This window comes from Mycobacterium sp. P4_H6 (assembly GCF_056400845.1).
Window position 1 is genome coordinate 1 of sequence record NZ_JBFUKN010000093.1, and the last position, 25,021, is coordinate 25,021.

Here is a 25,021-nt window from a genome sequence, read left to right on the forward strand (position 1 = left end):
CTCGACTGGTATGAACACCTCGGCCTGTGCGCCAAAGGCGAAGCCGAACAACTGCTGCGCTCCGGAGCCACCACCCTCGGGGGCCGCATCCCGGTCAACGCCTCCGGCGGGCTGGCCAGCTTCGGCGAAGCCATCCCCGCCCAAGCCATCGCCCAAGTCTGCGAACTGTCCTGGCAACTCAAAGGCCAAGCCACCGGCCGCCAAGTCGAAAACGCCACCGTCGGCGTCACCGCCAACCAAGGACTCTTCGGCCACGGATCCTCAGTCATCGTCGCGCGGTAGCGCTTGCGGGACAGTGGTTACGTGATCACACCGGGTCGAGCGCTGAGATCAGCCACTTTCCGTCGACCTTGGTCACGCTCACGACCACGCTGCTCGCAACAAGTGAAGGCTCAGGGCGGTCGCGACTGATCGTTTCCTGGTTGAGGAACACCAGCACTTTGGCGTTGTCGGGCTGCATCTCCATTACCGCCGAGTTCATCACCTGCGCGCTGGCCTTGATTCCTTTGTCCCGCACCGCCGGCGCCACCACATCGGTGGTGAACTTGCCGTAGTAGGTCAGGAATTCACCCGTCATCAAGGACTGCGCGCGTTCCATATCCCGGTCGAGCGTTTCGGGCGAGTAGGACAGCAGCGCGACCGTCGCCGATGACGCTTCATCCACCACAACCTGTTCAACCGCTGCACCCGTCTGCATGATCGGACGGAAGTCGTTGACGTACAGCGCCGCCGTCAGAACCGAAGCGATGAGTACCAATCCCCCGACGGCAATCCCTCTCCAGCGCACGATGACTCTCGATACGAGCGGTGCCGGATCAGCTTTCTTTCGAGCCGTTTCCGGGTCGTCGGCCACCTCAACCGTCATGTCACTGATCGTCACGGAACAAACTCCACCTTCGCCATCTTGATCTGATCACCCTCCCGCTGCAGGTCCACAGTGAGGCGCCAGCTTCTCGGTGCCTCGTCTGCGCCCGCCGCGTTGGTCACGGTGGACGAGACAGACACCAGCGCCACGGCAGAATCCACAGTGATCGACTCGACTGCCGCCGCGGTAGCGGTTGCCTTGGTGGTGACCTTGGCGTCTTTCGCCATCTTGATGAAATCGTCTGCCGCGCCTTCGAACTCCTGGCGGAACGAACCGGTCGAGTTGTCGACGATCCGCTGCACGCTTTCTTGAGGATTGTTGAAGTCGATGGACATCAGGGTCACCGCGGCCTGCCGTGCCGCGGCGACGAACTCGGCGCGGTTGCGATCGCCGGCCTGCACGTTGTGCCCCTGCTGGATCATGTATCCACTCGCGGTGAACAAGGCAACGCTGCCCAGCACAGCCAGGACGGTGGCGATCCGCGCCCATCGCAGCGTGGACAGCCGCAACCGGGCACGTGTGCGCCACGACGCGTCCGACGTGCCGCCGCGCTTATGCTGCAGCTGATCTACGCGAGCTCGCGCCTCGGCCGCCCGCCGCTCTGCTTCAACAACCTCGAGCTCGGCCTGGTCGGCCGTGAGGTCCGACGACGCTTCGGTTACCGACATACCGGCACGCTATTCCGAAGACCCGGCCGCCCCGGGGCACGTTCCCATCCAGTGGGCCACGTCACAGATCTGCCGGTCACCAGTGACGTATGGCGCAGAGTGCGCCTTTGGCGCCTTCTGCAGTCGCGACAACGACACCGTCGATCGCCAGCTCGCATCGAAACATCGGGTCCACGGGGTGCCGTCCGCTGGTGGCCGAGACCATGGCCCACCTGTCCGGATCGACCAATGCGGCTCGCAGGACCCAGGGCCGGTCGGGCCCCAGCTCGACGCTGACCTTCGGACTGAACATGTATGGGTTGTGGCTGTAGTCCGCCCAATTCGGCGGGTCGACATCGCGGAAATAGATGTCTGCAGACACCGGATTCGCGGTGGTCACGGTGTAGGTGACAGCACGAAGAGTCGGCGGGTCGGATTGGGCGGGAACGGCTGTCGCGAGCGCGGCGGCCCCGGCACACAACGCCGCGATGAATCTCCTATTCATCCCCGCGACCCCACAGTGCGCTCCCGTTCCGGGCCTGGCAGCTGAGGAACAGGCCATCGGGAGCTTGCGCCACCCAGTTCTCGTAACCGGCGCAGCTGGCGCCGAGTTCCTTCACTCCGGCCATCGACGGCGAACGGAAGTATCGGGGCTCGTATCGGCGCGGTGAGCCGCAGAACACCATCCGGCCCCACGAGGTCGTCCCGAAGACGAAGGTGGCGGTGTCCGAGCAGGTCGCGCCGAGAATCACGCCGGGAGTGATACCCGGTGTGCATGTCGGACCGTCGCAGGTTGGTATGTCCGCCTGAGCCGGGGCGGACATCATCAGCCCAGCGGCCAGCGATACCGCCGCCAGCACCGCACTCTCTCGCACGTTGACACTCTGTCAGGAAGTGGGCAGCGTCGGACGAAGGTGGCCCACTCAGCGGACACGTTGGCGGCCGCCGTCTCGAGGCGGGTATTTACTTTGTGCGCTGCTGATTCCGGGCAGCAGGCCAGTCATAGGAGCAGGCAATGCTGCGTGTACCCGCAATCGTCCTCGCCGCCGCCATCACCGGCGCGGCGACGACGCCCATCGCACACGCCGACAATCCGGACTGGGGCCTCAACGGCACCTACACCGCGACCTCGAACGGGGAGTGGGCGCGTAAGAACGAGGTCTTTTACGACCAGGCCAGCCTACGCAGCACCTGGACAGTCGAGACTCAGTGCAGCTACCCCGGCGAGTGCACCGGCACCGTCGAAAGTGATTGGGGCTGGGCGGCGCCGATCTATCAAAAAAGCGGCGTCTGGTACGTCAAGCACACCGTCGACGGGTGGATCCCCTGCCCCGACGGCAGCACGGCACCCGGGCTGCAGGTGTTCCGCTTCAAGCCGACGACGCCCGAGGGCGCCAACTTCGATCTCACCTCGACCACTCTCGTGGGCGAGGACGTCACCACCGGGCCCAGCGGTGCCTGCGGCGTGAACAAACCGGTGTACATCAACATGCCGTTCAAGCTGGTCAAGATCACCTGACCAGCGAGATCATTTGGGCATCAACTCTTCCCAGCTCTGCGCGGCCGGCTGAACCAGATCTGGCTGGCTGTAGACCTTGCCGTCGGGGGCGGCGTACTGCCCGGTCGCAGTGTTGTAGGTCGCGAAGGCCACCGAGGGTCCGTCATCTCCTGTGGAGTGCGCGCTACTGGGAACCGCCGGTACGGCACCTCCCTCGACAGGCGGGGGCACGACTTCGGCTGCCGCCGGTGGCGGCATCGGGGTTCCCGCCACGGGCCCGAAGATCTGCTCGTCGAGGGTGATTCGATCATCGGGGGGAACGCCCTGAGCGATCAGGCTGGGATCGATCGGGTACGGGCCGGTGGCGTGCTGACGCATGGCAAGCGGTTCATACGGGCGGTCACTCTCACAGATCTCGACCGTTGGCGCGCGCTTCCCGGGCTTGTCCATGCACGGGAAGTTCCTCGCCCCGCGCACGCCGATCGGGGAATCCTGGGGAAGCTTGCAGTACAGCCCGTCCGGGGTGTCCACATCGGTCAGGTCCGACGGCGAGCGCCACGAAGAGGGTGGCAGGAAGCCCACCGAACAGGCCGGAGGATCACCAAGGGTCAGGGTGAACTCCGACAATGCCATCCCGGTCGGGTTCTGCAGGGATGACCCGTAGGACTGGGTGGCTGCCAGATACGGCGGCAGAAGTACCAGGAGTTGCTCGATCGAGGGATGGTAGGTGACGGCGATCTGGCCGACAGTGGTGAGATTGGCGAGCAGCACCGGCAGCGTCGGCTTGATCTGATTGAGCAGCCGCGACGCCTCATTCGCGGCACCCGAACCGGTCTGCAGGATTGTGCGCACTTCCTGGTCCCGGTCGGCGATCTGACCGGTGATGCCGGCCAGGCTCCGTGCCCATAACCGGATCGAATCGACCTTCTCGGCCTGACCGTCCAGCAACGGGCGGCCGTCCTCGATCAGGTCGCGGGCGTTGCCCGACGCATCGTTGAGCCCGGCCGCCAGCTCACCCGAGGCGTCGAACAGGGCGCCGAGATCATCGCCGGTTCCGTTGAGCGCCTTGAATGATTCATCGAGCAGGTCGCCGAGTTTTCCCGTCGGGACGCTGTCGACCAAGGCACTCATCTGATCGAGCATGGGCCCGACGGCTTGGGGCAGCGACGCATTCTCCACGGTGATGACCGAGCCGTCCTCCAGGTAGGGCTCGTCCTCGGTGCGGGGCACCAGATCCACGTACTGCTCACCGACGGCCGACACACTGCGGACATTGGCCTGAAGGTCGGCGGGGATCTTCGGTGACCGCTGCAGCGACATCGTCACCTCGGCGCCGGCGCGGGTGGGCCGGACCTCGGTGACCTTTCCGACCTCGACGCCCCGATAGGTCACGTTCGAGAATTGGTAGAGGCCGCCCGTCGCGGGAACCTGCAACGTGACCCCGATCCGCCCGAGACCGAGCAGCATCGGAGCCTGCAGGTAGACGAAGATCATCGTGCCGACGCCGATCACCGAGGCGATCGTGAAGATGATCAGCTGGTTTCGGACGAAGCGTGTCAACATCAGTTGCCCCCTTCGATCGGCGCCATGGCATGGTCGACCGGCGCGGACTGGACCGGATCTGTCGGCGCGGCGTCGATCAGCGGCGGAATGGCGGCCACCTCGTTCGGAATCGGGGTGAAGGGCGCCGTCAGCGGATCGCGGGTATACGTCGAATACCAGGGATCGCCGGGGGCCGGAACCAGCGACGCATCAGGGTCTCCCCACCTGGTGCCCAGGAGCATCCCCTTTTTCAGTCGCGGAATCGTGAAGTCGAACACGATGAACTGATTCATGTAGTCGCCGCGGATACCGCGATCGATGAATTCCTGGGTGTAGGGGTAGGTCGGCAGGTAGGTCAGTGCCGTCGCCAGGTCGGGTCCCACATCGGCCAGTGCGCGCACCGTCGGTTCGAGGTTCCGAAGGTTGCGCACGATATCGGCCTGCGACTCGTTGATCAGTTGTGAGGCGGTATCGCTGAAGGTGCCCATCTTCGTCAATGCACTGGTGATTCGGGGTCGCTGTTCGTTGAGTACGTCCAGTGCCGCCGGGATGCGGTTCAGTGCGTTTGTGAGCACACCACGCTGGCCGGCGAACGTCCCCGCGAGTCGATTCAGCGCCGAGATCGTCTCGATGATGTTGTCTTTCTGGCTGTCCAGCAGACCGATCACCGTGTTCATCCGGGTGAGCAGGTCGCGGATCTGGACTTGGCGGCCGTCGAGTGCAGCGTTGAAATTGCGGACGATGTCACCGATCTGAGTGAGTCCGCCACCGTTCGCCACCACCGACAGGGAGGAGAGCGTCTCTTCGGTCGAAGGGTAGGTCGACGCCCTGTTCAAAGGAATCGTGGCGCCCGGCTCCAACCGGCCCGCGGGCTCCTGGCCCAACGGCGGATCGAGCGCCAGATGCATCGACCCGAGCAGGCTCGTCTGGCCCACGGTGGCTATGGCGTTCGCCGGGACCACTGCGCCGGGCTTGACGGAGATCTCGACGTTGGCAGTCCAGTTGTCCACCGTCATCCTGCGGACCGTTCCGATGACGACATCGTCGACCATGACAGGCGAATTGGATTCAAGAGTAGCCACATTGGCGATCTGCACGCGGTAGGTCGTCGCGTCCGACGCGGTACCCACGGTGCCGGGCAACGGCAGTGAGTTGATGCCGTCAAACGAGCACCCGGACGTCACCAGCACCGCGCAACAGGCGATCGCGGCTGACCTGCGCGTTGCCTTCGGTGTCATCACGGGGTGCCTCCTGGATGGGGTGCCGCGGCGCCGGCCTCGGCGGGGAGCAGCAGTTCCGTCAGGTTGGACGCAGCAGGTGCCGGCGGCGGCGCGGGCACACCGGGCGGGATGGGCGCACCCGGATAGAGCGCAGGCGTGCGGGCAGCCGGAAGTCCGTTCGGGGCATACGCGCCCGGCGGCTGCGGTGGATTGCTCCAGCCCGGCGGTGGCGGCACATCGCCGGCGCCGGTGTAGGCCGATACGGCAGGTGCTATCTCGGCCGGGAGGGGGGCTGCACCGCTACCGCCGGGCGCCAGGTTCGAATCGGAATAGATCACGTTCTTCGGCGCCGGCCCCAGATAGGCGTTGAACGGGAATGGCAGATGGTTGAAGTTCATCAGCCGCAGCGCGGGCCCCAGATACTGCGCGCAGGCCTTGCCCGACTCTGCGGCGGTGACGTTCTCGACGGCCGCGATCGCCGAACAGACCGTCGCGACGGGGTTGGAGAAGTTGTTCATCGCAAACGATCCGCGCGGGCCGCCGGAATCGGGGTTGTAGATGTTGTAGCCGTTGACCAGAGCGTTCGGCGCCGCGTGCAGAATGTTCTTGACCGCCATGCTGTTGTCGGAGAGCACCTGCGTCACATTTGCGAGACGTTCGATCTGCTCCGCGGTCTGGTCACGCGACCCGGCGACAAAGCGCTGGACTTTACCGACGGCCGTGGACAGCTCCTTTATGGCCGAATCCAGATCGCCACGACTGCCGTCGACCACACTGGTCACGTCGGCGAGACGATCCTGAAATTGCACGATCTGGGTGTTGCTGTCACGCAGGGCGGTGACGAACACCTGGAGGTTCTTGATGACATCGACGATGTCTCCGCTGCCCTCACCGAGAATTCTGCCGACATCTGACAGCTGGGTGATGGTCTCGCGCAGCCGATCCCCGTTGCCCGCCATGGCATCTGCCGTGCTGTCGATGAAGCGTCCCAACGAGGTGTCCGCTACGCCGCTGGCCGGGCCGAGTTCGGCTGCGAGCCGGGTCAGTTGCTCCTTGATGTCGTCCCACTCGACCGGGATCGCCGTGCGGTCCTCGGCGATCTCGGCACCATCTGACATGGTGGCACCGCTGGACTCCGGTGACGCGCCGTAGGCGGGTGTCAGCTGCACGTAACGGGCAGAGACGAGGTTGGGCGCCACGATGATGGCGTTGGCGTCCGCCGGCACCGGGACATCGCGGTCGACCTTCAGCGTGACCCGGGTCCGGGTGCCCAGCGGTTCGATCTCGTCGATGGTGCCGACGCGGACGCCGACGACACGGACCTCATCGCCGGGGTAGATGGCGGTCGCGGACGTGAAGTAGGCAGTGATCGTCTTCGGGCTCAGGAACTGCCGATAGGCAACGAAGCCGAGGCCGGCTACCAGGGTCGCGACGATCGCGACGACGGTCACCTTTCTGGTCCGCGGACCGAGAGCCATCATCGCGAACCTCCGGGGATGCCGTTGTAGGGGAACGGGAATTCCGCGCGGGGGCCGGCGTTGTCCGGTGGTTGCCCCGCGTCGACACCGCGACGGAACCCGAGTGCGTAGTCGAGAAACGGCTGAATAGCCGGTCCCGGCAGCAGGTTGGATGCGAAACCGTAGTAGTAGAACCCGTTGTTGACCGCTTCACCCTGGGTCAGCTGGTACTTGGCCAGGCCGTTGAGCGATTTGGTCAGATTGTCCCGATTGCGTTCGAGCACCTCCGAGACACGGTTGAGCTGTTCGAGGGTCGGTGCAAGTTCCTGCTCGTTCTCGTCGACCAGGGCGGATAACTGCTGAGCCACTGCTGTGGTGTTGGCGAGCAGGTTGACGATCGCGTACCGACGATCCTGCAGCACGCCGAGCAGGTCGTTGGCGTTCAGTAGCAAGCTGTTCACCTGTTGACTTCGTTCCGAGAGTATTCCGGTGACATCGGCAGCGGTGGAGAGCAGACCGCTCAGCGACTCGTTGCGGCTGTTCAGCGATTTCGACAGCCGGCTCACACCGTCGAACGTCGGGCCCAGCTGCGGCGCAAGGCGTTCGACGGTCTCCGACAGCACATCCAGCGATTGGTTGATGGCAGCAGTATCGGTCTCGGCGGTATTGGCGGTGAACTCATTGAGCGCCTCCGTCAACGAGTACGGAGACGACGTGCGCGCCAAAGGAATCACTCCGAGGGCCCGCATGCGGTCGTTGCCACGCGGCTCGACCACCAACACCCGCTCGCCGAGCAGTGTGCCGATGCCGATCTGCGCGATGGTGTCTGTGCCGAGTCGAACCTTGCTGTTGACGGCGAAGGTCACCAACGCCGCTCCCTTGTCGAGTTCGACATCGGACACGGTGCCGACGGTGACACCGGAGATCTTGACGTTGTTACCGGCGGTCAGTCCGCCTGCTTCGGCGAAGACGGCCTGGTACCGAACCGAGGTGGCCATGGCCACCAACTGCTGGGGCTGTAACCCAACAGCGATGATCAGCACGATCAGCACCAGTCCGATGAATCCTGAACGCACCAGGGATGATTGACGATATTTCAGCATCAGGGTTCCCCGCACCTTCCGGTGTTCTGGATGACCCATGGGAAGTGGGCTGTACGTCCCTGCAGATCGGACACTCGAATCGAGATTCCACAGAGATAGAGATTCAGCCAGCTCCCATAGGAGCCGAGCCGGACCAGTTTCCGGTAGTTCTGCGGGGTCTTCTGCAGGACGAGGTCGAGACGGGCCAGGTCGGTGTCGTTGGCCAGCAGCGGGGCAAGTCGGGTGAGCTGGTCCACGGTGCCCGACAACGGCGGGCGCGCCTCGGTGAGCAGCCCTGCCAGCGAGGCTGTCCCGTTGTCCAGTGCGGTGACGGCCTCACCGATCGGGTCGCGCTCCTGCGCGAGGCCCGTGACCAGACGCTCCAGCCCGTCCACCGCGCCGGAGAACTTCTCGCCGTCCTTGGACAGCACGGTCAGTGTGTCATTGAGATTGTCGATGAGGCTCTCCACGGTCTGCCCGTTGTCGGCCAACGCGTTGGTGAATGACGATGTCCGAGCGAATAACGACTCCAGGTCACCGCCCTGGCCCTGCAGGATCTGGATCAGCGAACTGGTCAGCGCATTGACATCGTCGGGGTTGAGTCCCTGGATGACCGGTTTGAGACCGCCGAGCAGAAGATCGAGGTTCAGCGCCGGTTCGGTCTGATCGACCCCGAATCGCGTGCCGGGTGGCCGGATTCTGGTTGATCCAGGCTGATCGAGGAGTTCCAGGTAACGGTCACCGACCAGGTTCAGATAGCGCACGGCCACCTTGGTGTTCTCGGTGAGGCGGATGTTGTCATCGGCGTCGAAAGCGACCAGGACAGTGTTGTCCGACTGCAGGTCGACATCTTGCACAGTGCCTACCCGAATCCCGGAGATCCGCACCGAGTCACCGGATTTGAGGCTCGATGCATCCCGGAACAGAGCCGAGTAGCCCACGGTGGATCCTGATCGATATTGACTGAAGATGGCGAAGAGCCCTGCGGTCAACACGACCATCGTGAGGGCGAATGCTCCGAACTTGATTGCCGTCCTGGTCATTGCACTCATCCGGGTTGTCCGACCTGCGCGGAGTTGCGGGGCGGCCCGTCAATCGGGCCGAACAGTGCCTGTTTGAGGCCGTCGGAGTTCAGCAGGATCCCTTCATTGCCGTACTGGGCAGGGTTGGCGTTGACATCGGCGATCACGAACGGCGGGCTCTTCTGGAAGGGCACCTTGGGGAGGTCGGTGCACTGCGGTCCGCCGGTGGCTGCCACCTTGGGTAGGTTCTGCGGATAGCGATAACGCTCCTGCCCGAGGACGATCGACTGGAGGAGCACGCCACCGGGCAGTGGTGTACCTGGGGCTTTGGCCAACTGCACCGCGCCGCCGAGCCCGCAGGTCAACGCCGGGTTGTATTCGTTGGTTAAATCGGTGGTCGGGACCAGCAGGTGCATGACATCGGTGATCGCCTGCCGGTTGACACCGACCACTTCAGTCCCGGTGTCGGCCAGGCCGATGACGCTCACCAGCAGCGCGTCGAGGTTTTGCCGTTCGTCGACCAGCGTGTCGCTCATCTGCGTTGCGGCGTCGACGGTGGTGATCAGATCAGGGGATGCATCGGCGTAGGCGGTGATGACCCCCGGCGCAGTGGCGATCTCGTGCTCCATGGTCGGCAGGCTCGGGTCGATCTTGGCGAGAAACCCGTCGAAATCCGCCAGCATCTGGCCGATCTGGTCGCCCCGGCCGTCCAGCGCGGTGGCCAATGCACCCAGGGTCTCGTTGAGTTTGGTGGGTTCGATCTTCTTCAATACGGTCGACAGCTGTTCGAAGACCGTGTTGATCTCGACGGTGACATGGCCGGCGTCGAGCACTTGTCCAGGACGCAGCGCCTGCGCCGAGGGGTCTGGCGGAGACACCAGTTCCACGAATTTCGAGCCGAAGACCGTGGTGGACGAAATGTCCACCCGAACGTTGGCGGGGATGATCTCCATATACGACGGATCCATGGCCAGGTGCAGCGCGGCACGGCCGTCGTTGAGAGACTCGATCGATTGAACCGAACCTACCTGCGCACCATTGAGTTTGACCTTAGCATCGGCGTTCATCACCAGACCCGCGCGTTCGGACAGCACGGTGACCGGAACCGTCGTGGTGAAGCTCCCCCGGAACAATCCGACCGAGAGTGCGACGACAGCCAGGCCCACGCCCACCGTCACCAGGCCCACGAGGGGACGTCTGACTTTCGAACTGATCGCCATCTGCGTTCCGCCCTATCCCGACAGGTTGAAGTTGCCGTGGGAGCCGTAGATCGACAGGGACACGAGCAATGTCACGGAGATCACGACGATCAGGGATGTTCGGACGGCGTTGCCCACTGCGACGCCGACACCAGAAGGTCCACCGCTGGCGAAGTACCCGAAGTAGGTGTGCACCAGCAGCACCGCGATCGCCATCAGGATCGCCTGCAGGAAAGACCACAGCAGATCAACCGGATTGAGGAACGTCGAAAAATAGTGGTTGTACAGGCCCGCCGACTGCCCGAACAACCCCACCGTGGTCAGCTTGCTGGCCATGAACGACAGAATCACCGCGATCGAGTAGAGCGGCGTGATGGCGATCATGCCGGCGACGATGCGGGTGCTCACCAGGTACTCGACGGGACGAATTGCCATGGCATCCAATGCGTCGATCTCTTCATTGATCCGCATGGCACCCAACTGGGCCGTGACGCCGGCGCCGAATGTGGCAGCCAGGCCGATGCCGGCGACGACGGGCGCCGATATCCGGACGTTGATGAATGCCGCCAGGAATCCGGTCAGAGCTTCGATCCCGATGTCACCCAACGAGCTGTAGCCCTGCACGGCCAGGGTGCCGCCGGCGGCCAGGGTGAGGAACCCGACGATCACCACCGTCCCGCCGATCATCGCCAGCGTGCCTGCGCCCATGCTGATCTCGGCAACGAGACGGATGACCTCACGCCGGTAATGGACAACTGCATGCGGCACACCGGCCAGCGAGCGGCCGTAGAACATCGTGTGATCACCGATTCTCCCCAGGGTGCTCACGGGTCTGTTCAGTTCCCGCGCAAGGTGCGGGCGGAGCGTTCGTGTGGGGGTCATCGGCTAGTCCGATGTCATCTGGATGCCGATGGCCGTGACCAGAACATTCACCACGAACAGCGCCATGAAGGCGTACACCACGGTCTCGTTGACGGCGTTCCCTACTGCTTTCGCTCCCCCGCCACTGATCATCAGACCGCGGTAGCAGGCCACCAGGCCGGCGATCAGCCCGAACAACCCGGCCTTCACGCACGAGATGATCACCTCGGGTACACCTGTCAGCAGCGTGATGCCGGCAGCGAATGCACCCGGGTTGACGCCCTGGATGAAGATGGAGAAGACATAGCCACCCAGGATTCCGATGATGACGACGAGACTGTTGAGCAGCAGTGCCACCAGTCCCGAGGCGAGCATCCGGGGTGTGACCAAGCGCTGCACGGGGTTGATGCCCAGCACCTCCATGGCATCGATCTCCTCGCGCACCGTTCGCGATCCGAGGTCGGCGCACATCGCCGTCGCGCCGGCACCGGCGACGATCAGCACGGTGACCATGGGTCCCACCTGGGTGACGGCGCCAAAAGCCGCACCCGCTCCCGACAGGTCCGCCGCTCCCAATTCGCGCAACAGGATGTTCAGCGTGAAGCTGACCAGCACGGTGAACGGAACCGCGACGAGGATTGTCGGCATCAACGACACCCGGGCCACGAACCAGGACTGCTCCAGGAATTCCCGGCCCTGAAAAGGGCGCTGGAACAGAAACTTGACGGCATCGGCGGACATGGCCAGCAGACCGCCGATGGCGCGCATCGGCCCCGGAGCGCCCGATCTGAAGACCGGCAATCCGGAGGACCAACGGTCCTGAGTCTTGCTCACCATGTACCGAAGGACCCTCCACGACTGGCTCTGACGAACCTCACAAGCGACCTGTCGGCACGCTGACCACAGAACGGTGACAGCCATGCATGATGTGGGACACACCGCGTCCCATCCACCGGGAACCATCACACCGGCCGAGGCCAGTTGCACGGGAACGTGATTCCTGTCGATACGTGTAAGCGTTCATCCACCCGCAAGGAGCTGTGCTGTGTCTGTATCCACCCCACCGTCGCCCGACCTCTCGCGTTATGCCGAGCGGCGCGTCCTGATCACCGGTGGCGGTTCGGGTATCGGTCAGGCGTGCGTGCTGCGGATCCTCGCCGAGGGTGGCCGCGTGGTCGCCGCCGATGTCAGTGCAGAGGGCTTGAGCGACACCATCGACAAAGCGGGCGGATTTGCGGCGCGGCTTTCGCCTCTGGTGATGGATATCGGCGACGAAGCATCGGTGCGGACCGGCGTCGCGGAGGCGATCTCGGTTCTCGGCGGACTGGATACTGTTGTCAACGCGGCAGGCATCCTGCGGTCATCGCACCTTGCAGAGACCACGCTCGCAGACTTCGAGCAGGTGCTCCGCGTCAATCTCGTCGGGACTTTCCTGGTCACGCGAGAGGCGCTCGGGGCGTTGCGGACGGGCAACGGCCCGGCAGTGGTCAACTTCAGTTCGACCTCAGCCCACTTCGCGCACCCGTACATGGCGGCCTATGCGGCTTCCAAAGGCGGCGTGCTGTCGATGACGCACGCCTGGGCATTGGAGTTCGCCAAGGCCGGCATTCGGTTCAATTGCGTTCAGCCCGGATCGATCTCATCCGGGATGACTGACGGCACGGGTGCCGCGAGGCAGAGTATCGGCCCTGGTCTGCCCGAGGACGCCGACTTCGGCCTGTTCGGCAAGGTCGCACCGATGTTGCCGCTGGCCGACGGCGCAGTCTTTGCCAAGCCGGATGCAGTCGCCGGAGTCGTGGCGATGTTGGGAAGCGACGATGCGTACTTCATCACGGGCACGGAGGTCCGGATCGACGGCGGATCGCACATGTAGCGCGCCTATTTCGGACGGCGTCGCGAGGAAAGGGATCGGTATGAAGGTCGCGAGAATGGTGTACGTATGCGCTGCGCTGGCGGTGGCCATCCTGGTGGGTCCGCCCGCAAGCCAGGCAGAGGCGTTCTTCGCCAACTATCAACTGATCATTCCGGAGCGATACGATTTTCACACGTGGACCTGGGCGGTTACGCACTGCATCCCATCCGCGGAGAATTGCGCAACCGTCAACGCGATCCCGATGCCGGTCGCCAAGGCGTTCGAGTACGTTGGCGACGCCCACCTAGCCGAAGGCCGGTACACGCTGACCGTCGACGTCCCGGACGGATTACGTTGCGGCAACGTGTATTACGGTCCGGTCGTCCCCACGCGGGATGTCTACTCCTGGGATGCGGTGACGCTACAGGGCATCCTCACATCGTCATTCGCGGAGGGCTGCGACGGGGCGCCGGGTGGCCCGTTCACCTACCCGTTCTCACTGGTGCGGCTGTGACGACGGACAACGTCCATTCACCGGAACATGCAGTGCACTAAGTCGCTTCAACACTTCATTGTGGTGGTGATCACACCTCACACTGAAGGGTCCTCGATGATGCCACGAGCCATATCCACTCAGACGCAGACCGAAGGTAGAACGACACGGTCGCAACAGATGTCGCGCATCACCAAGACCACCGCTCGGGTCGGTGGATACGGGGGCGCCGCGGTGTCCGCGTGGCTGGTAGCCGCGGTGGCCACCGGATACGGCATCGCTGCCGCCGACGACTCGTCGTCGGCTACATCCTCCGACAGCACGTCAGCCTCCTCGACCGCCGAGCCGGCGCCATCGGCGACCAGCACCACCCAGCGGAGCGGGCCGAAGCGGCCCATGACGGCTTCGACTCGAAAGACGCACCCCAGGTCGGCGACGACGGGCTCACCATCATCGCGGACCGGCGTCGCCGCATCGGTGACGAGCCTGCAGGAGCCAGCCGACTCGGAGCCGAATCCGGCGCCGGCCGGCGATCCGGTCACTTCGTCGGCCTCGCCGGTCACCGGCAGGACTGAGCCCGCCACGTCTCGGCGGTCAGCGATGACGGCCCGTTCCTCGGCGGCCGCCGGAGCTGCACGCCGCCTGACCGCGGTTCCGACTCCTTCGGCACCGCTGGAGAGCAACACGAGCGCCATCACCACCCCGGCCGCAATTTCACCTAAGTCGCCCGCGGCCCAGTCGACAGCTCCTGTCGCGTTGTCCACCACCACGACAAAGAAACTCGCGCTGCCCGGGGCGCTCCGGACATCGGGACCGCTGGCCATCATCAACAAGATGGTGACCGGATTCTTCAACGCGGTCCTGGGCCCCGTCATCGGTTCGTCGCCGACGACCCCGTCCGGGCAATCGCCGTTCGCCTGGGCCCTGTTGGCCTTCGTGCGGCGCGGATTCTTGAACAAATCACCGGTCATCACGTCCGTGCAGATCGGCGAGCAGAGCGCCACCGGTGTCATCACCGGCAACATCGACGCCGTCGATCCCGATGAACTCGGCAAGACGGTCCAGATTCGCTCGAGCGTCTATGCCGGGGCCGCCGTACCGACCGACTGCGGCTGCGCGCCGGAACCCGGCCTGATCGGACTGTCGTTCACCAACCCGGCGATCCTCGGCGGAGCGCCGGACGACAACTGGCATGCTCCAGCCGCGGTGGACAATACCTGCGCTTACCTGAACCCCGAGGACTACAGCGTTGCCTTCTACCGCGGAACCGAGACGGGTGAGGTGACCATCGACGGCCTCGGAACCGGTGATGTCGCCCTCAGATTCGAGGGCACGCTGCTGGAAGGTGGCGCAAGCGAGCAGTCTTTCGCGACTTTGGTGCCAGAACTCGGTACAGGCGACCTCAGAGGCGTGACCGGAACAGTGACCAGCGTGAGCAGCTTCAACCCTGACGGCTCACTCAACGGCGTACTCACCGGGACCGTGGTCCGGCCCGAAGTGCGCTATCTCGTCGTCGGAACGCCCACACACGGCACGGTGACAGTCGACGAACTCACCGGGTCGTTCACTTACACACCCGATTCCGAGTTCGCCGCGCAGGGCGGGACGGATTCGTTCAAGGTGGTGGCGACCGACAATCGGCTCAACCTGCTGAAGTTGTTCACGCCCCACAACGGCGATCCGGTGAAGACGATCAATCTCAACGTCGTCGGCACCGTGGTCTGAGCTGTCGCCACCTGGGCCAGTGCTCGGTGGCGACGGTGTTCTCATGTCGAAAATGCAGAACCACCCACAGCGAATTGCCAGTGCCGCGTTCTAGCGTCGGCGCGATGACCGAGGGGCAAGCGCCACGACCGGCCCTGCGCCCGATCCTGCTCGGAGTTCTGCTCGATATCGGGCCGCCGCTGGGTTCCTATTACGGTCTGCGCGCCGCCGGGGCGTCCGAATACATCGCACTGCTGACCGCGACAGTGTTGGCCGGGATCAAGGTGAGTGTCGACGCCATCAGGGCCCGCCGGCTCGACCCGTTCGCCGGCTACCTGATGCTCAACTTCGGCCTGAGTCTGGCGGTGGGACTGGTCACCTCCGACGCCCGGATGCTGATGGTGGGCGACACGCTGGTCGGCGGGATCGGCGCGTTGATCTTCCTGGGCAGCTGTCTCATCGGCACACCGCTGACCCAGGTGGTGGCTCAACGCGTCCACACCGCGCAGGGCACACCCGCGCCCGGCGAGCAGGACTTCACCCGCCGCGTCCACATTCTGCTCTCAGCGATGTGGGGAGTCGGCCTGCTGTTCGGCATGTTGATCAGTCTGGCCATCATCTTTTCGCTGTCCGTGGACGTCGGGAAGGGCGTGAACACCGTGGTGTCCCTGGCGTTGACCGGGTTGCTGATCCTGGCGACGGCGGTGGTGGCCAGAAAGGCGAGATCTCGACGGGAACAAAGCGCAGCCGCCCTGAGTTGAGTGCATCAGAATCAACTTTGGAGGATTGATGTCTGAACCCATCTCCGTCCCGGTCTTGTTCGTCAGTGAGCCCATCCTGCTGCCTGGAATGGTGGTGCCCATCGAGCTCGACGACGCCGCCCGGGCCGCGGTCGACGCCGCCCAGTCCAGCGACTCGGGCCAGCTGCTGATCGCCCCTCGCCTGGACGACCGGTACCCCACCTATGGTGTGCTCGCTTCGATCGTGCAGGTCGGGCGCATTCCCGGCGGTGGCGCGGCCGCCGTCGTCAAGGGCGAACGACGCGCCCACATCGGCACCGGGACCACCGGACCGGGTGCGGCGCTCTGGGTCGAGGTCACCGAGGTGGCCGACGCCGAGTCGACCGAGGAAACCCGCGCACTCGCCGCCGAGTACAAGAAGCTGCTGCTGGCGATGCTGCAGCGGCGCGAGGCCTGGCAGATCGTCGACGTGGTCAACAAGATCACCGACCCGTCCGCCGTGGCCGACACCGCCGGCTACGCGTCGTACCTCACCGATGTGCAGAAGCGTGAACTGCTGGAGACCGAGGACGTGTCGCAGCGGCTGCGCCAGCTCATCGAATGGACCGGCGAGCACCTGGCCGAGGTCGAGGTCAACGACAAGATCGCTGAGGACGTCCGTTCCGGTATGGACAAGCAGCAGAAGGAATTCCTGCTGCGCCAGCAACTCGCCGCGATCCGCAAGGAACTGGGCGAGGGTGAACCGGAAGGGTCGGACGACTATCGGGCCCGCGTCGAGGCGGCCGACCTTCCCGAGAAGGTCCGCGAGGCTGCCCTGCGTGAGGTCGGCAAGCTGGAACGCTCCAGCGACCAGAGCCCCGAGGGCGGCTGGATCCGTACCTGGCTGGACACCGTCCTGGAGCTGCCGTGGAACGTCACCACCGAGGACTCGGCCGATCTGAAGGCGGCCCGCGAGATCCTGGATGCCGATCACCACGGCCTGGACGACGTCAAGGACCGCATCGTCGAGTACCTGGCCGTGCGGGCCCGACGGGCGCAGCGCAACATGTCGGTCGTCGGCGGCCGCGGCTCCGGCGCCGTCATGGTGCTCGCCGGTCCGCCCGGTGTCGGTAAGACCTCACTGGGCGAATCCGTGGCACGGGCGTTGGGTCGCAAGTTCGTTCGCGTCGCCCTCGGCGGTGTGCGCGACGAGGCCGAGATCCGCGGTCACCGGCGCACCTACGTCGGCGCGCTGCCCGGCCGTATCGTGCGGGCCATCGGCGAGGCGGGTTCGATGAACCCCGTCGTGCTGCTCGACGAGATCGACAAGGTCGGCTCGGACTACCGCGGCGACCCGTCGTCGGCCCTGCTCGAGGTGCTGGACCCGGCGCAGAACCACACGTTCCGGGACCACTACCTGGAGCTGGATCTGGACCTGAGCGATGTGGTGTTCCTGGCGACGGCCAACGTCATCGAGAACATCCCGTCGGCGCTGCTGGACCGGATGGAACTGATCCAGATCGACGGCTACACCGAGGACGACAAGGTGGCCATCGCGCGGGATTACCTGCTGCCCAGGCAGGCCGAACGGGCGGCGCTGACCTCTGACGAGGTGACGCTGACCGATGCGGCACTGCGCAAGATCGCCGCGGACTACACCCGCGAACCGGGCGTGCGGCAGTTCGAGCGGTTGCTGGCCAAGGCCTTGCGCAAGGTCACCACGAAGCTGGCGACCTCGACCGAGGCGTTGACCATCGATGAGCCCGATCTCGTTGAGTACCTGGGCCGTCCGCGGTTCACGCCGGACTCCGACGAGCGCACCGCGGTGCCGGGCGTGGCGACCGGACTGGCCGTGACCGGGCTGGGTGGCGACGTGCTCTACATCGAGGCCGGGGCCGTGGATGCCGAACCGGGGTTGAAGCTGACCGGCCAGCTGGGCGATGTCATGAAGGAGTCCGCGCAGATCGCGCTGTCCTACGTGCGGGCCCACGCCGAGCAGTTGGGTGTCGACCCGAAGGCCCTGGACCGCCAGATCCACGTGCACGTGCCCGCGGGTGCCGTCCCCAAGGACGGTCCGTCGGCCGGCGTCACCATGGTGACGGCCCTGGTCTCGATGGCCACCGGGCGACAGGTCCGCGGTGACGTGGGCATGACCGGTGAGGTCACGCTGAACGGCCGGGTGCTGCCGATTGGCGGGGTCAAGCAGAAGCTGCTTGCCGCGCAACGGGCAGGGCTGAAGACGGTGTTCATCCCGCAGCGCAACGAACCGGACCTCGACGAGGTCCCAGCCGAGGTGCTGCAGGCCCTGGATGTCAGGCCGATGACCGATGTCGCCGAGATCGTCGCCCTGGCACTGGAGCCGGCGGCTGAGGCGGCGACCGTCGCCGCCTAGCCGAAATATCTCGCGAGCGTGCGTGTTTGTACCGTCTGACACGGTGTGTCGGGGACAGACACGCACGCTCGCGGGAAGTAGGAGATATGCCACGACGCGGTGAACGGCTGCGCAAGCTCGGTTTCCTGACCATTGGCCGTTTCGACGCCGACAATCCACGGCCCGGCATCGAGGAGACCCTGCAGGTCATCGAGCACGCCGAGGACCTCGGCTTCGACAGCGTGTGGCTGCGGTGCCGGCATCTGCAGCCGGGCATCTCCTCGCCGGTGACCATCATGGCCGCCGCCACGCAGCGCACCTCGCGCATCGAGCTGGGCACCGCGGTGATTCCGCTGGGCCTGGAGAACCCGCTGCGGCTGGCCGAGGACCTTGCCACCGTCGACCTACTCTCCGGCGGGCGGATCAATCCCGGCGTATCGGTGGGCACCCCGATGCTCTACGACCACTACAAGACCGCCCTGTACCCCGACACGCACATGAGCGAGGACTTCTCCAAGGAGCGGGTGTCCCGGCTGCTGCGCGCCCTGCGCGGCGAACCGGTCAGCGATTTCGAGGGCACCGTCGGCATCGAGCAGTTCACCAACCGGGTCCAGCCGCACTCCCCCGGGCTGGCCGGACGCCTCTGGTACGGCGGCGGACGGGAGTCGGCGGTCTGGGCCGGCCGGCAAGGCATCAACTATCTGACCAGTTCGGTGGTCAGCACGGAGGGCACCGAATCCCGCGATTTCGCCACCATTCAAGCCGAGCAGATCGACGCCTACCGCGCCAGCCATCCCGACCCCGAAAAGGCGCGGGTGTCACAGGGTTTGGTGGTCATCCCGACCGATTCGGCCAGCAACGACCAGGTGCAGCGCTACCGCGACTACGCCGCGAGCCGGTTCGAGCGGACCACGACACCCCAGGGTCCCCGCGGCATGATGTTCTCCCCCGATTACGTCGGGCCCTCCGACGAACTCGCCGACCAGCTCTTCGCGCACGCCGGTTTCCAGCGCGCCGACGAGATCACCTTCGCGTTGCCATTCACGTTCGCCGCCGAGGACTACACGCAGATCATCGGCGATATGGCCGCCCGACTCGGACCCGCCCTGGGGTGGGCTCCTACCGTGTGAGCATGGCCGACAAGACCCATCACTACGAACTCGACATCACCTGGACCGGCAATACCGGCTCCGGCACCAGCGGCTACCGCGACTACGAACGCGCCCACGACATCAGCGCACCGGGCAAACCCACGATCCCCGGCACCGCCGACCCAGCGTTCCGGGGCGTGCCCGAGCGCTGGAACCCCGAGGAGCTCCTGGTGGCCTCGCTGTCGCAGTGCCACATGCTGTGGGTCCTGGCGTTGTGCGCCCAGGCCGGTGTCACGGTGACCGGCTACACCGACCAGCCGTCGGGCACCATGGCCCAGACCGCCGACGGCGGAGGCTATTTCACCGAGGTCGTGCTGCGCCCGACCGTGCACATCACCGATGCGCACCAGGCCGAGACACTCACCGAGATCCACGAACGCGCGCACGAACTCTGTTTCATCGCCAACTCGGTCAATTTCGAGGTCGGCTGTCAACCGCGTGTCGTCGCCCAGGTCTGAGAGTCGGCCACCGCCTAGACTCGACTGACCAGCGACCCGGGGAGCCCGATGACCGACTTCAACACCGCCAAGCGCCGCGTCGTGCACGCGGTGCAGCGCCGCGTCGTCAACCCGATCGGGCGCAAGTTGCCCGTCACCATGCTGGAGACAACGGGCCGCAAATCCGGTCTGCCACGGCGCACCGCGGTCGGCGGACGGGTCATCGACGGCCAATTCTGGATGGTATCCGAGCACGGTGAGCACTCGCACTACGTGCAGAACATCAAGGCCAATCCGGCTGTCCGGGTGCGTATCCGAGGACGATGGCGCACCGGCACCGCGCACCTGCTGCCGTCGGATGACCCGATCGCCCGGCTGGCCCATCTGCCCCAGCTCAACAGCTCCATGGTCCGGGTGATGGGCAGCGACCTGCTCACCGTTCGCGTCGATCTGGACTAGGCCGATGGCCTACGACGAAGACCTCGCCGAGCGGGTCCGGGAACTGCTCGCGACCACCGCCGGCATCGACGAGAAACGCATGTTCGGCGGCCTGGCCTTCCTCGTGCACGGGCATRTGGCCGTCTGCGTGTCCGGCCACGGGGGTCTGATGGTGCGCGTGCCCGCCGAGGAGACCGCCGCGCTTCTCACCCGCGCGCACGTCGAACCGATGGTGATGGCGGGCAGGGAAACTCGTGGCTGGATCCGGGTCGCGGCGGCCGGTGTGACCACCAAACGCCAACTACAGCCGTGGGTGACCCGCGGCCTCGGGTACGCATCGGGCCTGCCGCCCAAGTAGGACCGGTTAGCCCTCGAAGCCCCGGGGTATGCCCACCCCATGGCAGGCTCCTCCACATCGATCAGCCGCCTGCTCAAGCAGGCGGGCACCACCTACGCCGACGAGGCCGGCATCACGCTGGACAACAAACCGAAACCGCTGTTCCAGCTGCTGAACCTGACCATGCTGGCCAGCAAGCCCATCGCCGCTTCGGTCGCGGTGGCCGCGGCACGCGAACTGTTCCACAGCGGGCTTCGCACGCCCGCAGACGTGCTGCGCGCCGACCGTCCGACCATGATCAAGGCCTTCGGCCGTGCCGGTTACGCCCGGTACGACGAGAGCTCGGCGACCCGGCTCACCGGGATCGCCACCGCGGTGCAGGACCGCTACTCCGGCGACCTCCGCAATCTGGCCGACGAGGCGGGGCACGACGTCCGCGCCGCTGCTCGGGCCTTGCAAGAGTTCGACGGTATCGGCCCCACCGGAGCCGATATCTTCCTGCGTGAAGCGCAGAACGTGTGGCCCTGGGCGCAACCGTATTTCGACAAGCGGGCACTGAAGACCGCACGCGAGCTGGGATTGCCCGGCGAACCCGACGAGTTGCTCGCGCTGTCCAAGGGAAGGCCGGCCGAACTGGCCGCCGCACTGGTGCGCGTCTCTCTCGACGACGAACTACGCGAACAGGTGTCCGCGTAATCCGTGACCAGGGTTCCGAGCTGCATGACGTCGCAGCGCCCGCAGTCCTGTCGTCAGCCCAGCGTGGCGGTGCCGTCGGCGTGCACGGTGACCTTGGCGCCGGCGATGTCCTCGGCGACGCTGGCCGCGGCCTCGGAGCGGTCGTTGAGTACCGCCAGGGCACGGGTGTCCGCCGGTGTCCGGACCGCCAGGTAGGCCTTTTCCGGCGCCCCTTCGCGGTCGAACGGTGTCGTCCAGGTTTCGACGGTGCCGACACCTTCCCATTCGACCTCGGCGGCGCGGATCGGTTCGGCGTCGACGCTGGATTGCACGTCTTCCCAACGGAACCCGTCGCTGGGCGGCTGGGTGCCGTAGACGCCGAAGCTGTGTTTGGTGAGGTAACCGCCGTTGGCCGTGATCAGGCCGACCACCCCGGGCGTCGCGGTCAGACGCTCGGCCATGGTGGCGATGGAATGCGTGACGTAGTTGTTCCACGGTCCGCCGGCGAAGGTCAGGCCACCGGTCACGGTCAGCGGGCGCTGCGGATCATCAAGTGCCAGGCCGAGTTCGTTGGCCGCCACCTGTACCGCGGACGGGAAGCACGAGTAGACGTCGACCAAGGCGATGTCGTCGACGCCCAGCCCGGCGAGTTCCAGTGCCCGCTTGCCGCCGATGCGGATGGCCGGCGACCCGTGGAACTCGGCGCGGTGGCTGATCTCGTAGGTGTCGTGCGCGTCGGTGCCCGCGTACGGGAAAACCCAACGCTCCTGCGGGATCTGAAGATAGGTGGCCTTCTCCGCCGACATCAGGATCAGGGCCGCGCCCTGATCGACCATGTTGTTGGAGTTCATCAGCTTGGTGTACGGGGCGCTGATCATCCGGTTCTTCGGCCCGGGCTGGGCGATCTCCTCGGCGCTGAGCGCGTCCTGGTTCCAGGCGTGCGGATTGCCGGCGGCGACCGCGCTGAACCGGGACCACAGCGCACCGATGCGCTGCTGGTGGTCCTGCGGGGTGGCGCCCGCCGCGATCCGTAACGCCTGCTCGAACATCGGGTACACGAACGCCGGCCGGTCCAGATGGATGCGCAGCTCGCCCGGTCCGGCCAGCTGGAATTCGTCGTCGGAACCGGGCGCCGGTGGAACCGACTCGTCCTGTTTGGTACCGACAAGCTTCTCACCGCGCGCACGCAACCGGGTGCGCGAGCGCCACGTCTCGCCGCCGCTGATGAGCACCACATCGTTGCGGCCCTGCTGGATATCCAGGCAGGCCTGGTTCACCAGCGACTGCGGCACGTTCCCGCCGATCGGTGTGTACCGGGTGGCCGCGTCCTGGGCGCCGATGCGCTGCGCGAGCAGCAGACCCGGATCGCGGTAGCGCCAGGACAGCAGGTTGACCACGCGCGCCGAGTCCACGGCGGCGAGCACCCGGGGGTCGGCGGCGGCGCGGGCGGCGGCCTCCATCAGATCCACGGGTTCGGTCGTCGAACTCTCGTCGCGCTGGTTGACCTGTCCGTACCCGACGAGCACCGGGGTTCTGGGGTCGATGGTCACTGTGTGGTCCTCTCCACGAGCGTGCGGAAACTTGGTGTCGCGCGCGGCGTGTCAGGCAACAGACACGCACGCTCGCGCCGGGTCAGGCCGGTCCGACCCGGTAGATCGATTTGAGCGTCTGATAGGCGGCCAGCCCCTCGGGGCCGAGTTCGCGGCCCAGTCCGCTGGCCTTCACGCCACCGAACGGGGCGTTGACATCCAACTGGTATTCGTTGACGCCGATCGTGCCGGTGTGCACGGCGCGGGCGATATCGGTGGCGCGATCCACATCGGGTGACCACACCGTGCCGCCCAGGCCGAACTCACTGTCGTTGGCGATGTCGACGGCTTCTTGATCCGTGCCGTAGGGAATCACCGTCAGCACCGGGCCGAAGATCTCCTCCTGGGCGATGCGCGACGAGTTGTCGACGTCGGCGAACACCGTCGGGGAGACGAACCAGCCGCGCGGCTGGTCAGCCGGGATGGTGCCGCCGGCAACCAGTTTGGCCTCGGACTTACCGACTCCGATGTATTCGAGCACCCGCTCCTGCTGGCGGCGGCTGACCAGGGGCCCGATATCGGTGGATTTCTGCAGTGGGTCACCCACCACCAGCCCGTCTGCCAGCGCCGCCACCGCGTCGACCACTTCGGCGTAGCGCGACCGCGGTGCCAGGATCCGTGAGCTCAGGTGACAGGTCTGCCCGTTGTTGACGAACGAGGCCGACCGTAGCCCTTTGACGGTGGCGTCCAGATCCGCGTCGTCGAGGATGATCGCGGCCGACTTGCCACCCAGTTCCAGGGTGACCGGCCGCAGTAGTCGGCCGCAGGTCTCGGCGATGATGCGTCCGGCGACCGTCGACCCGGTGAAGGCCACCTTGTCCACTCCGGGATGTGAGACCAGATGGGCACCCGCCTGTGCGCCGCCCGCGATGATGTTCAGTACACCGGCCGGCAGCCCGGCCTCCTCGGCCGCTTCGGCGAAAACCAAGGCGTCCAAGGCGGTCTCGGGTGCTGCCTTGAGCACCATGGCGCACCCTGCGGCCAGCGCGGGCGCGATCTTCATGATGGCAAGTGCCTGCGGGTAGTTCCACGGGGTGATGGCGGCGACGACGCCGACGGGCTCGCGGCGCACGATGGTGTGGCCGATCGCGGCCGGGCGCACCTCCTCCTGATCGGTCTTGTCCAGCAGGTCGGCGTAGTACCGCAGCAGCACTGCGGGGAACATGCCGTTGGCGCCCTTGGAAAGCCGGATCGGCATACCGTTCTCGCGCGAGCAGAGTTCCAGGGTGCCGGCCGCCCGTTTCTGCAGCGCATCCGCCATCAGCCGCAGCACGCCCGCGCGCTCGGCGGCCGGAGTGGCCGCCCAGCCCGGCAGGGCCGTCCGGGCCGCGGTCACAGCGTCATCGATCTCGGATTCTGTTGCCGCGGCGCCCAGCCCGAGCTGCTCCTCGGTGGCGGCCTCGATGACAGCGATGCTGTCGGACGCGGGGCGGAACTGTCCGGCAATGAAGACTGATGCGGTGCTCACGGGGCGCTCCTCTGGTCGGTGGTGCTCTCGGAAGGCACGCTGCTGGTGAACGGAACGTCGCTTTCGAACAGGACACCGTCGGCGATGAGCCGGTCGATCTCGGCGTTGTCCAGTCCGAGTGCCCGGTGTGCGATATCGCGGGTGTGCTCCCCTGCCACCGGCGCCGGGCGGAGTTCGCCGCGCGGAATCGTGCGGTAGGGCGCCGGACCGGTCTCACTGGGCATCGGCTCGTCGAAGAGCGGATGTTCCAGATCGGTGTAGAGCGAACGGAACTGGAGCTGAACATCGTCGAGCACGTCGCCCGGCCGGTTCATCGGCCCGGCCGGGATGCCGACGCCCTGGAGTTCCTCGGTGATGACGTGCTTGTCCCGGCTGCTGGTGTAGGCCCCGAGGA

Annotated in this window: 28 protein-coding genes; 12 read left to right on the forward strand and 16 right to left on the reverse strand. The window is 65.8% G+C overall.

The annotated features are described in order from the left end of the window. Positions 1-282 (forward strand): thiolase C-terminal domain-containing protein (locus tag AC1DTF_RS27015; protein WP_477476294.1); only part of this gene is annotated, 282 nt, incomplete at its 5' end. Positions 283-307: 25 nt separating this feature from the next. Here AC1DTF_RS27015 and AC1DTF_RS27020 read toward each other — a convergent pair. The 4 genes from AC1DTF_RS27020 to AC1DTF_RS27035 all read right to left on the reverse strand — a co-directional run bounded on the left by AC1DTF_RS27020 (position 308) and on the right by AC1DTF_RS27035 (position 2,339). Continuing rightward, a complete protein-coding gene (locus AC1DTF_RS27020; RefSeq protein WP_477476295.1) occupies positions 308-880 on the reverse strand; it encodes a hypothetical protein in 573 nt (190 codons plus the stop codon). Continuing rightward, complete coding sequence (locus AC1DTF_RS27025; RefSeq protein ID WP_057166019.1) at positions 877-1,533, reverse strand: hypothetical protein; 657 nt, start codon at positions 1,531-1,533, stop codon at positions 877-879. The genes AC1DTF_RS27020 and AC1DTF_RS27025 overlap by 4 nt, the downstream gene beginning before the upstream one ends. Before the next feature lie 76 nt (positions 1,534-1,609). After that, positions 1,610-2,017, reverse strand: a complete 408-nt coding sequence (locus AC1DTF_RS27030) for a hypothetical protein (RefSeq protein WP_057166020.1) — start codon at positions 2,015-2,017, stop codon at positions 1,610-1,612. Continuing rightward, positions 2,010-2,339 (reverse strand): hypothetical protein, encoded by a 330-nt coding sequence (locus tag AC1DTF_RS27035; protein ID WP_477476313.1) that lies wholly within the window; start codon positions 2,337-2,339, stop codon positions 2,010-2,012. The genes AC1DTF_RS27030 and AC1DTF_RS27035 overlap by 8 nt, the downstream gene beginning before the upstream one ends. A 188-nt stretch (positions 2,340-2,527) precedes the next feature. On the opposite strand from AC1DTF_RS27035, the gene AC1DTF_RS27040 reads away from it, so the two are divergent. After that, entirely contained in the window at positions 2,528-3,031 is a 504-nt protein-coding gene (locus AC1DTF_RS27040; RefSeq protein WP_477476296.1) for an Rv2253/PknI dimerization domain-containing protein, read from the forward strand. 9 nt (positions 3,032-3,040) lie between these two features. Here the strand turns inward: AC1DTF_RS27040 and AC1DTF_RS27045 are convergent, their stop codons facing one another. From AC1DTF_RS27045 to AC1DTF_RS27080, 8 genes are read right to left on the reverse strand one after another with little or no spacing between them, the layout of a single operon-like run. Beyond that, positions 3,041-4,573 (reverse strand): MCE family protein, encoded by a 1,533-nt coding sequence (locus AC1DTF_RS27045; protein WP_477476297.1) that lies wholly within the window; start codon positions 4,571-4,573, stop codon positions 3,041-3,043. Further along, a complete protein-coding gene (locus AC1DTF_RS27050) occupies positions 4,573-5,790 on the reverse strand; it encodes an MCE family protein (protein ID WP_477476298.1) in 1,218 nt (405 codons plus the stop codon). The genes AC1DTF_RS27045 and AC1DTF_RS27050 overlap by 1 nt, the downstream gene beginning before the upstream one ends. After that, on the reverse strand, positions 5,790-7,250 hold the full coding sequence (locus AC1DTF_RS27055) for an MCE family protein (RefSeq protein WP_477476314.1): 1,461 nt from the start codon (positions 7,248-7,250) through the stop codon (positions 5,790-5,792). The genes AC1DTF_RS27050 and AC1DTF_RS27055 overlap by 1 nt, the downstream gene beginning before the upstream one ends. After that, complete coding sequence (locus AC1DTF_RS27060; RefSeq protein WP_057166183.1) at positions 7,250-8,332, reverse strand: MCE family protein; 1,083 nt, start codon at positions 8,330-8,332, stop codon at positions 7,250-7,252. The genes AC1DTF_RS27055 and AC1DTF_RS27060 overlap by 1 nt, the downstream gene beginning before the upstream one ends. Further along, complete coding sequence (locus tag AC1DTF_RS27065; RefSeq protein ID WP_057166024.1) at positions 8,332-9,363, reverse strand: MCE family protein; 1,032 nt, start codon at positions 9,361-9,363, stop codon at positions 8,332-8,334. The genes AC1DTF_RS27060 and AC1DTF_RS27065 overlap by 1 nt, the downstream gene beginning before the upstream one ends. Then, complete coding sequence (locus AC1DTF_RS27070) at positions 9,360-10,553, reverse strand: MCE family protein (RefSeq protein ID WP_477476299.1); 1,194 nt, start codon at positions 10,551-10,553, stop codon at positions 9,360-9,362. Before AC1DTF_RS27070 ends, AC1DTF_RS27065 begins: the two co-directional genes overlap by 4 nt. A 12-nt stretch (positions 10,554-10,565) precedes the next feature. After that, the gene (locus AC1DTF_RS27075; protein WP_477476300.1) at positions 10,566-11,414 is read right to left on the reverse strand and encodes an MlaE family ABC transporter permease; all 849 of its coding nucleotides are present in this window, start codon (positions 11,412-11,414) and stop codon (positions 10,566-10,568) included. 3 nt (positions 11,415-11,417) lie between these two features. Continuing rightward, complete coding sequence (locus AC1DTF_RS27080; RefSeq protein WP_477476301.1) at positions 11,418-12,230, reverse strand: MlaE family ABC transporter permease; 813 nt, start codon at positions 12,228-12,230, stop codon at positions 11,418-11,420. Positions 12,231-12,438: 208 nt separating this feature from the next. Here AC1DTF_RS27080 and AC1DTF_RS27085 point away from each other — a divergent pair, with 208 nt between their 5' ends. After that, positions 12,439-13,266, forward strand: coding sequence for an SDR family NAD(P)-dependent oxidoreductase (locus tag AC1DTF_RS27085; RefSeq protein ID WP_477476302.1), 828 nt, complete (start codon positions 12,439-12,441; stop codon positions 13,264-13,266). A gap of 55 nt (positions 13,267-13,321) precedes the next feature. After that, a complete protein-coding gene (locus tag AC1DTF_RS27090; RefSeq protein WP_477476303.1) occupies positions 13,322-13,759 on the forward strand; it encodes a hypothetical protein in 438 nt (145 codons plus the stop codon). A gap of 119 nt (positions 13,760-13,878) precedes the next feature. Here the strand turns inward: AC1DTF_RS27090 and AC1DTF_RS27095 are convergent, their stop codons facing one another. Further along, complete coding sequence (locus AC1DTF_RS27095; RefSeq protein ID WP_477476304.1) at positions 13,879-14,565, reverse strand: hypothetical protein; 687 nt, start codon at positions 14,563-14,565, stop codon at positions 13,879-13,881. A 7-nt stretch (positions 14,566-14,572) separates the two neighbouring features. Here AC1DTF_RS27095 and AC1DTF_RS27100 point away from each other — a divergent pair, with 7 nt between their 5' ends. The 8 genes from AC1DTF_RS27100 (at position 14,573) to AC1DTF_RS27135 (ending at position 21,591) form a co-directional block, all read left to right on the forward strand. Then, positions 14,573-15,463 (forward strand): Ig-like domain-containing protein, encoded by an 891-nt coding sequence (locus AC1DTF_RS27100; RefSeq protein WP_477476305.1) that lies wholly within the window; start codon positions 14,573-14,575, stop codon positions 15,461-15,463. A gap of 104 nt (positions 15,464-15,567) precedes the next feature. Next, on the forward strand, positions 15,568-16,203 hold the full coding sequence (locus AC1DTF_RS27105) for a VC0807 family protein (RefSeq protein ID WP_477476306.1): 636 nt from the start codon (positions 15,568-15,570) through the stop codon (positions 16,201-16,203). A 28-nt stretch (positions 16,204-16,231) separates the two neighbouring features. Further along, the gene (gene lon, locus AC1DTF_RS27110) at positions 16,232-18,553 is read left to right on the forward strand and encodes an endopeptidase La (RefSeq protein ID WP_477476307.1); all 2,322 of its coding nucleotides are present in this window, start codon (positions 16,232-16,234) and stop codon (positions 18,551-18,553) included. An 86-nt stretch (positions 18,554-18,639) separates the two neighbouring features. After that, a complete protein-coding gene (locus AC1DTF_RS27115; protein ID WP_057166034.1) occupies positions 18,640-19,662 on the forward strand; it encodes an LLM class flavin-dependent oxidoreductase in 1,023 nt (340 codons plus the stop codon). Positions 19,663-19,664: 2 nt separating this feature from the next. Continuing rightward, positions 19,665-20,141 (forward strand): OsmC family protein, encoded by a 477-nt coding sequence (locus tag AC1DTF_RS27120; RefSeq protein WP_477476308.1) that lies wholly within the window; start codon positions 19,665-19,667, stop codon positions 20,139-20,141. A gap of 48 nt (positions 20,142-20,189) precedes the next feature. Further along, on the forward strand, positions 20,190-20,579 hold the full coding sequence (locus tag AC1DTF_RS27125; protein WP_057166035.1) for a nitroreductase family deazaflavin-dependent oxidoreductase: 390 nt from the start codon (positions 20,190-20,192) through the stop codon (positions 20,577-20,579). A gap of 4 nt (positions 20,580-20,583) precedes the next feature. After that, complete coding sequence (locus AC1DTF_RS27130) at positions 20,584-20,916, forward strand: TfoX/Sxy family protein (RefSeq protein ID WP_477476309.1); 333 nt, start codon at positions 20,584-20,586, stop codon at positions 20,914-20,916. Between the two features lie 39 nt (positions 20,917-20,955). Continuing rightward, positions 20,956-21,591, forward strand: a complete 636-nt coding sequence (locus tag AC1DTF_RS27135) for an HhH-GDP family DNA glycosylase (RefSeq protein ID WP_477476310.1) — start codon at positions 20,956-20,958, stop codon at positions 21,589-21,591. A gap of 53 nt (positions 21,592-21,644) precedes the next feature. Here AC1DTF_RS27135 and AC1DTF_RS27140 read toward each other — a convergent pair whose 3' ends face one another. From AC1DTF_RS27140 to AC1DTF_RS27150, 3 genes are all read right to left on the reverse strand, one after another. Continuing rightward, positions 21,645-23,120: an acetyl-CoA acetyltransferase gene (locus tag AC1DTF_RS27140; RefSeq protein ID WP_477476311.1), complete on the reverse strand. Its 1,476-nt coding sequence runs from the start codon at positions 23,118-23,120 to the stop codon at positions 21,645-21,647. Positions 23,121-23,202: 82 nt separating this feature from the next. Continuing rightward, entirely contained in the window at positions 23,203-24,627 is a 1,425-nt protein-coding gene (locus AC1DTF_RS27145) for an aldehyde dehydrogenase (RefSeq protein WP_057166039.1), read from the reverse strand. Further along, on the reverse strand, positions 24,624-25,021 hold a 398-nt coding region (locus AC1DTF_RS27150; RefSeq protein ID WP_477476312.1), incomplete at its 5' end, for a CoA transferase. The genes AC1DTF_RS27145 and AC1DTF_RS27150, both read right to left, overlap by 4 nt.

Excerpts from the sequence above, each read along its gene's own strand:
- AC1DTF_RS27025 (WP_057166019.1), bottom strand. The coding sequence starts at position 1,533 with ATGTCGGTAACCGAAGCGTCGTCGGACCTCACGGCCGACCAGGCCGAG.
- AC1DTF_RS27030 (WP_057166020.1), bottom strand. The coding sequence starts at position 2,017 with ATGAATAGGAGATTCATCGCGGCGTTGTGTGCCGGGGCCGCCGCGCTC.
- AC1DTF_RS27035 (WP_477476313.1), bottom strand. The coding sequence starts at position 2,339 with ATGATGTCCGCCCCGGCTCAGGCGGACATACCAACCTGCGACGGTCCG.
- AC1DTF_RS27040 (WP_477476296.1), top strand. The coding sequence starts at position 2,528 with ATGCTGCGTGTACCCGCAATCGTCCTCGCCGCCGCCATCACCGGCGCG.
- AC1DTF_RS27045 (WP_477476297.1), bottom strand. The coding sequence starts at position 4,573 with ATGTTGACACGCTTCGTCCGAAACCAGCTGATCATCTTCACGATCGCC.
- AC1DTF_RS27050 (WP_477476298.1), bottom strand. The coding sequence starts at position 5,790 with ATGACACCGAAGGCAACGCGCAGGTCAGCCGCGATCGCCTGTTGCGCG.
- AC1DTF_RS27055 (WP_477476314.1), bottom strand. The coding sequence starts at position 7,250 with ATGGCTCTCGGTCCGCGGACCAGAAAGGTGACCGTCGTCGCGATCGTC.
- AC1DTF_RS27060 (WP_057166183.1), bottom strand. The coding sequence starts at position 8,332 with ATGCTGAAATATCGTCAATCATCCCTGGTGCGTTCAGGATTCATCGGA.
- AC1DTF_RS27065 (WP_057166024.1), bottom strand. The coding sequence starts at position 9,363 with ATGAGTGCAATGACCAGGACGGCAATCAAGTTCGGAGCATTCGCCCTC.
- AC1DTF_RS27070 (WP_477476299.1), bottom strand. The coding sequence starts at position 10,553 with ATGGCGATCAGTTCGAAAGTCAGACGTCCCCTCGTGGGCCTGGTGACG.
- AC1DTF_RS27075 (WP_477476300.1), bottom strand. The coding sequence starts at position 11,414 with ATGACCCCCACACGAACGCTCCGCCCGCACCTTGCGCGGGAACTGAAC.
- AC1DTF_RS27080 (WP_477476301.1), bottom strand. The coding sequence starts at position 12,230 with ATGGTGAGCAAGACTCAGGACCGTTGGTCCTCCGGATTGCCGGTCTTC.
- AC1DTF_RS27090 (WP_477476303.1), top strand. The coding sequence starts at position 13,322 with ATGGTGTACGTATGCGCTGCGCTGGCGGTGGCCATCCTGGTGGGTCCG.
- AC1DTF_RS27095 (WP_477476304.1), bottom strand. The coding sequence starts at position 14,565 with ATGATGGCCAGCGGTCCCGATGTCCGGAGCGCCCCGGGCAGCGCGAGT.
- AC1DTF_RS27100 (WP_477476305.1), top strand. The coding sequence starts at position 14,573 with ATGGTGACCGGATTCTTCAACGCGGTCCTGGGCCCCGTCATCGGTTCG.
- AC1DTF_RS27105 (WP_477476306.1), top strand. The coding sequence starts at position 15,568 with ATGACCGAGGGGCAAGCGCCACGACCGGCCCTGCGCCCGATCCTGCTC.
- lon (WP_477476307.1), top strand. The coding sequence starts at position 16,232 with ATGTCTGAACCCATCTCCGTCCCGGTCTTGTTCGTCAGTGAGCCCATC.
- AC1DTF_RS27115 (WP_057166034.1), top strand. The coding sequence starts at position 18,640 with ATGCCACGACGCGGTGAACGGCTGCGCAAGCTCGGTTTCCTGACCATT.
- AC1DTF_RS27120 (WP_477476308.1), top strand. The coding sequence starts at position 19,665 with ATGGCCGACAAGACCCATCACTACGAACTCGACATCACCTGGACCGGC.
- AC1DTF_RS27125 (WP_057166035.1), top strand. The coding sequence starts at position 20,190 with ATGACCGACTTCAACACCGCCAAGCGCCGCGTCGTGCACGCGGTGCAG.
- AC1DTF_RS27135 (WP_477476310.1), top strand. The coding sequence starts at position 20,956 with ATGGCAGGCTCCTCCACATCGATCAGCCGCCTGCTCAAGCAGGCGGGC.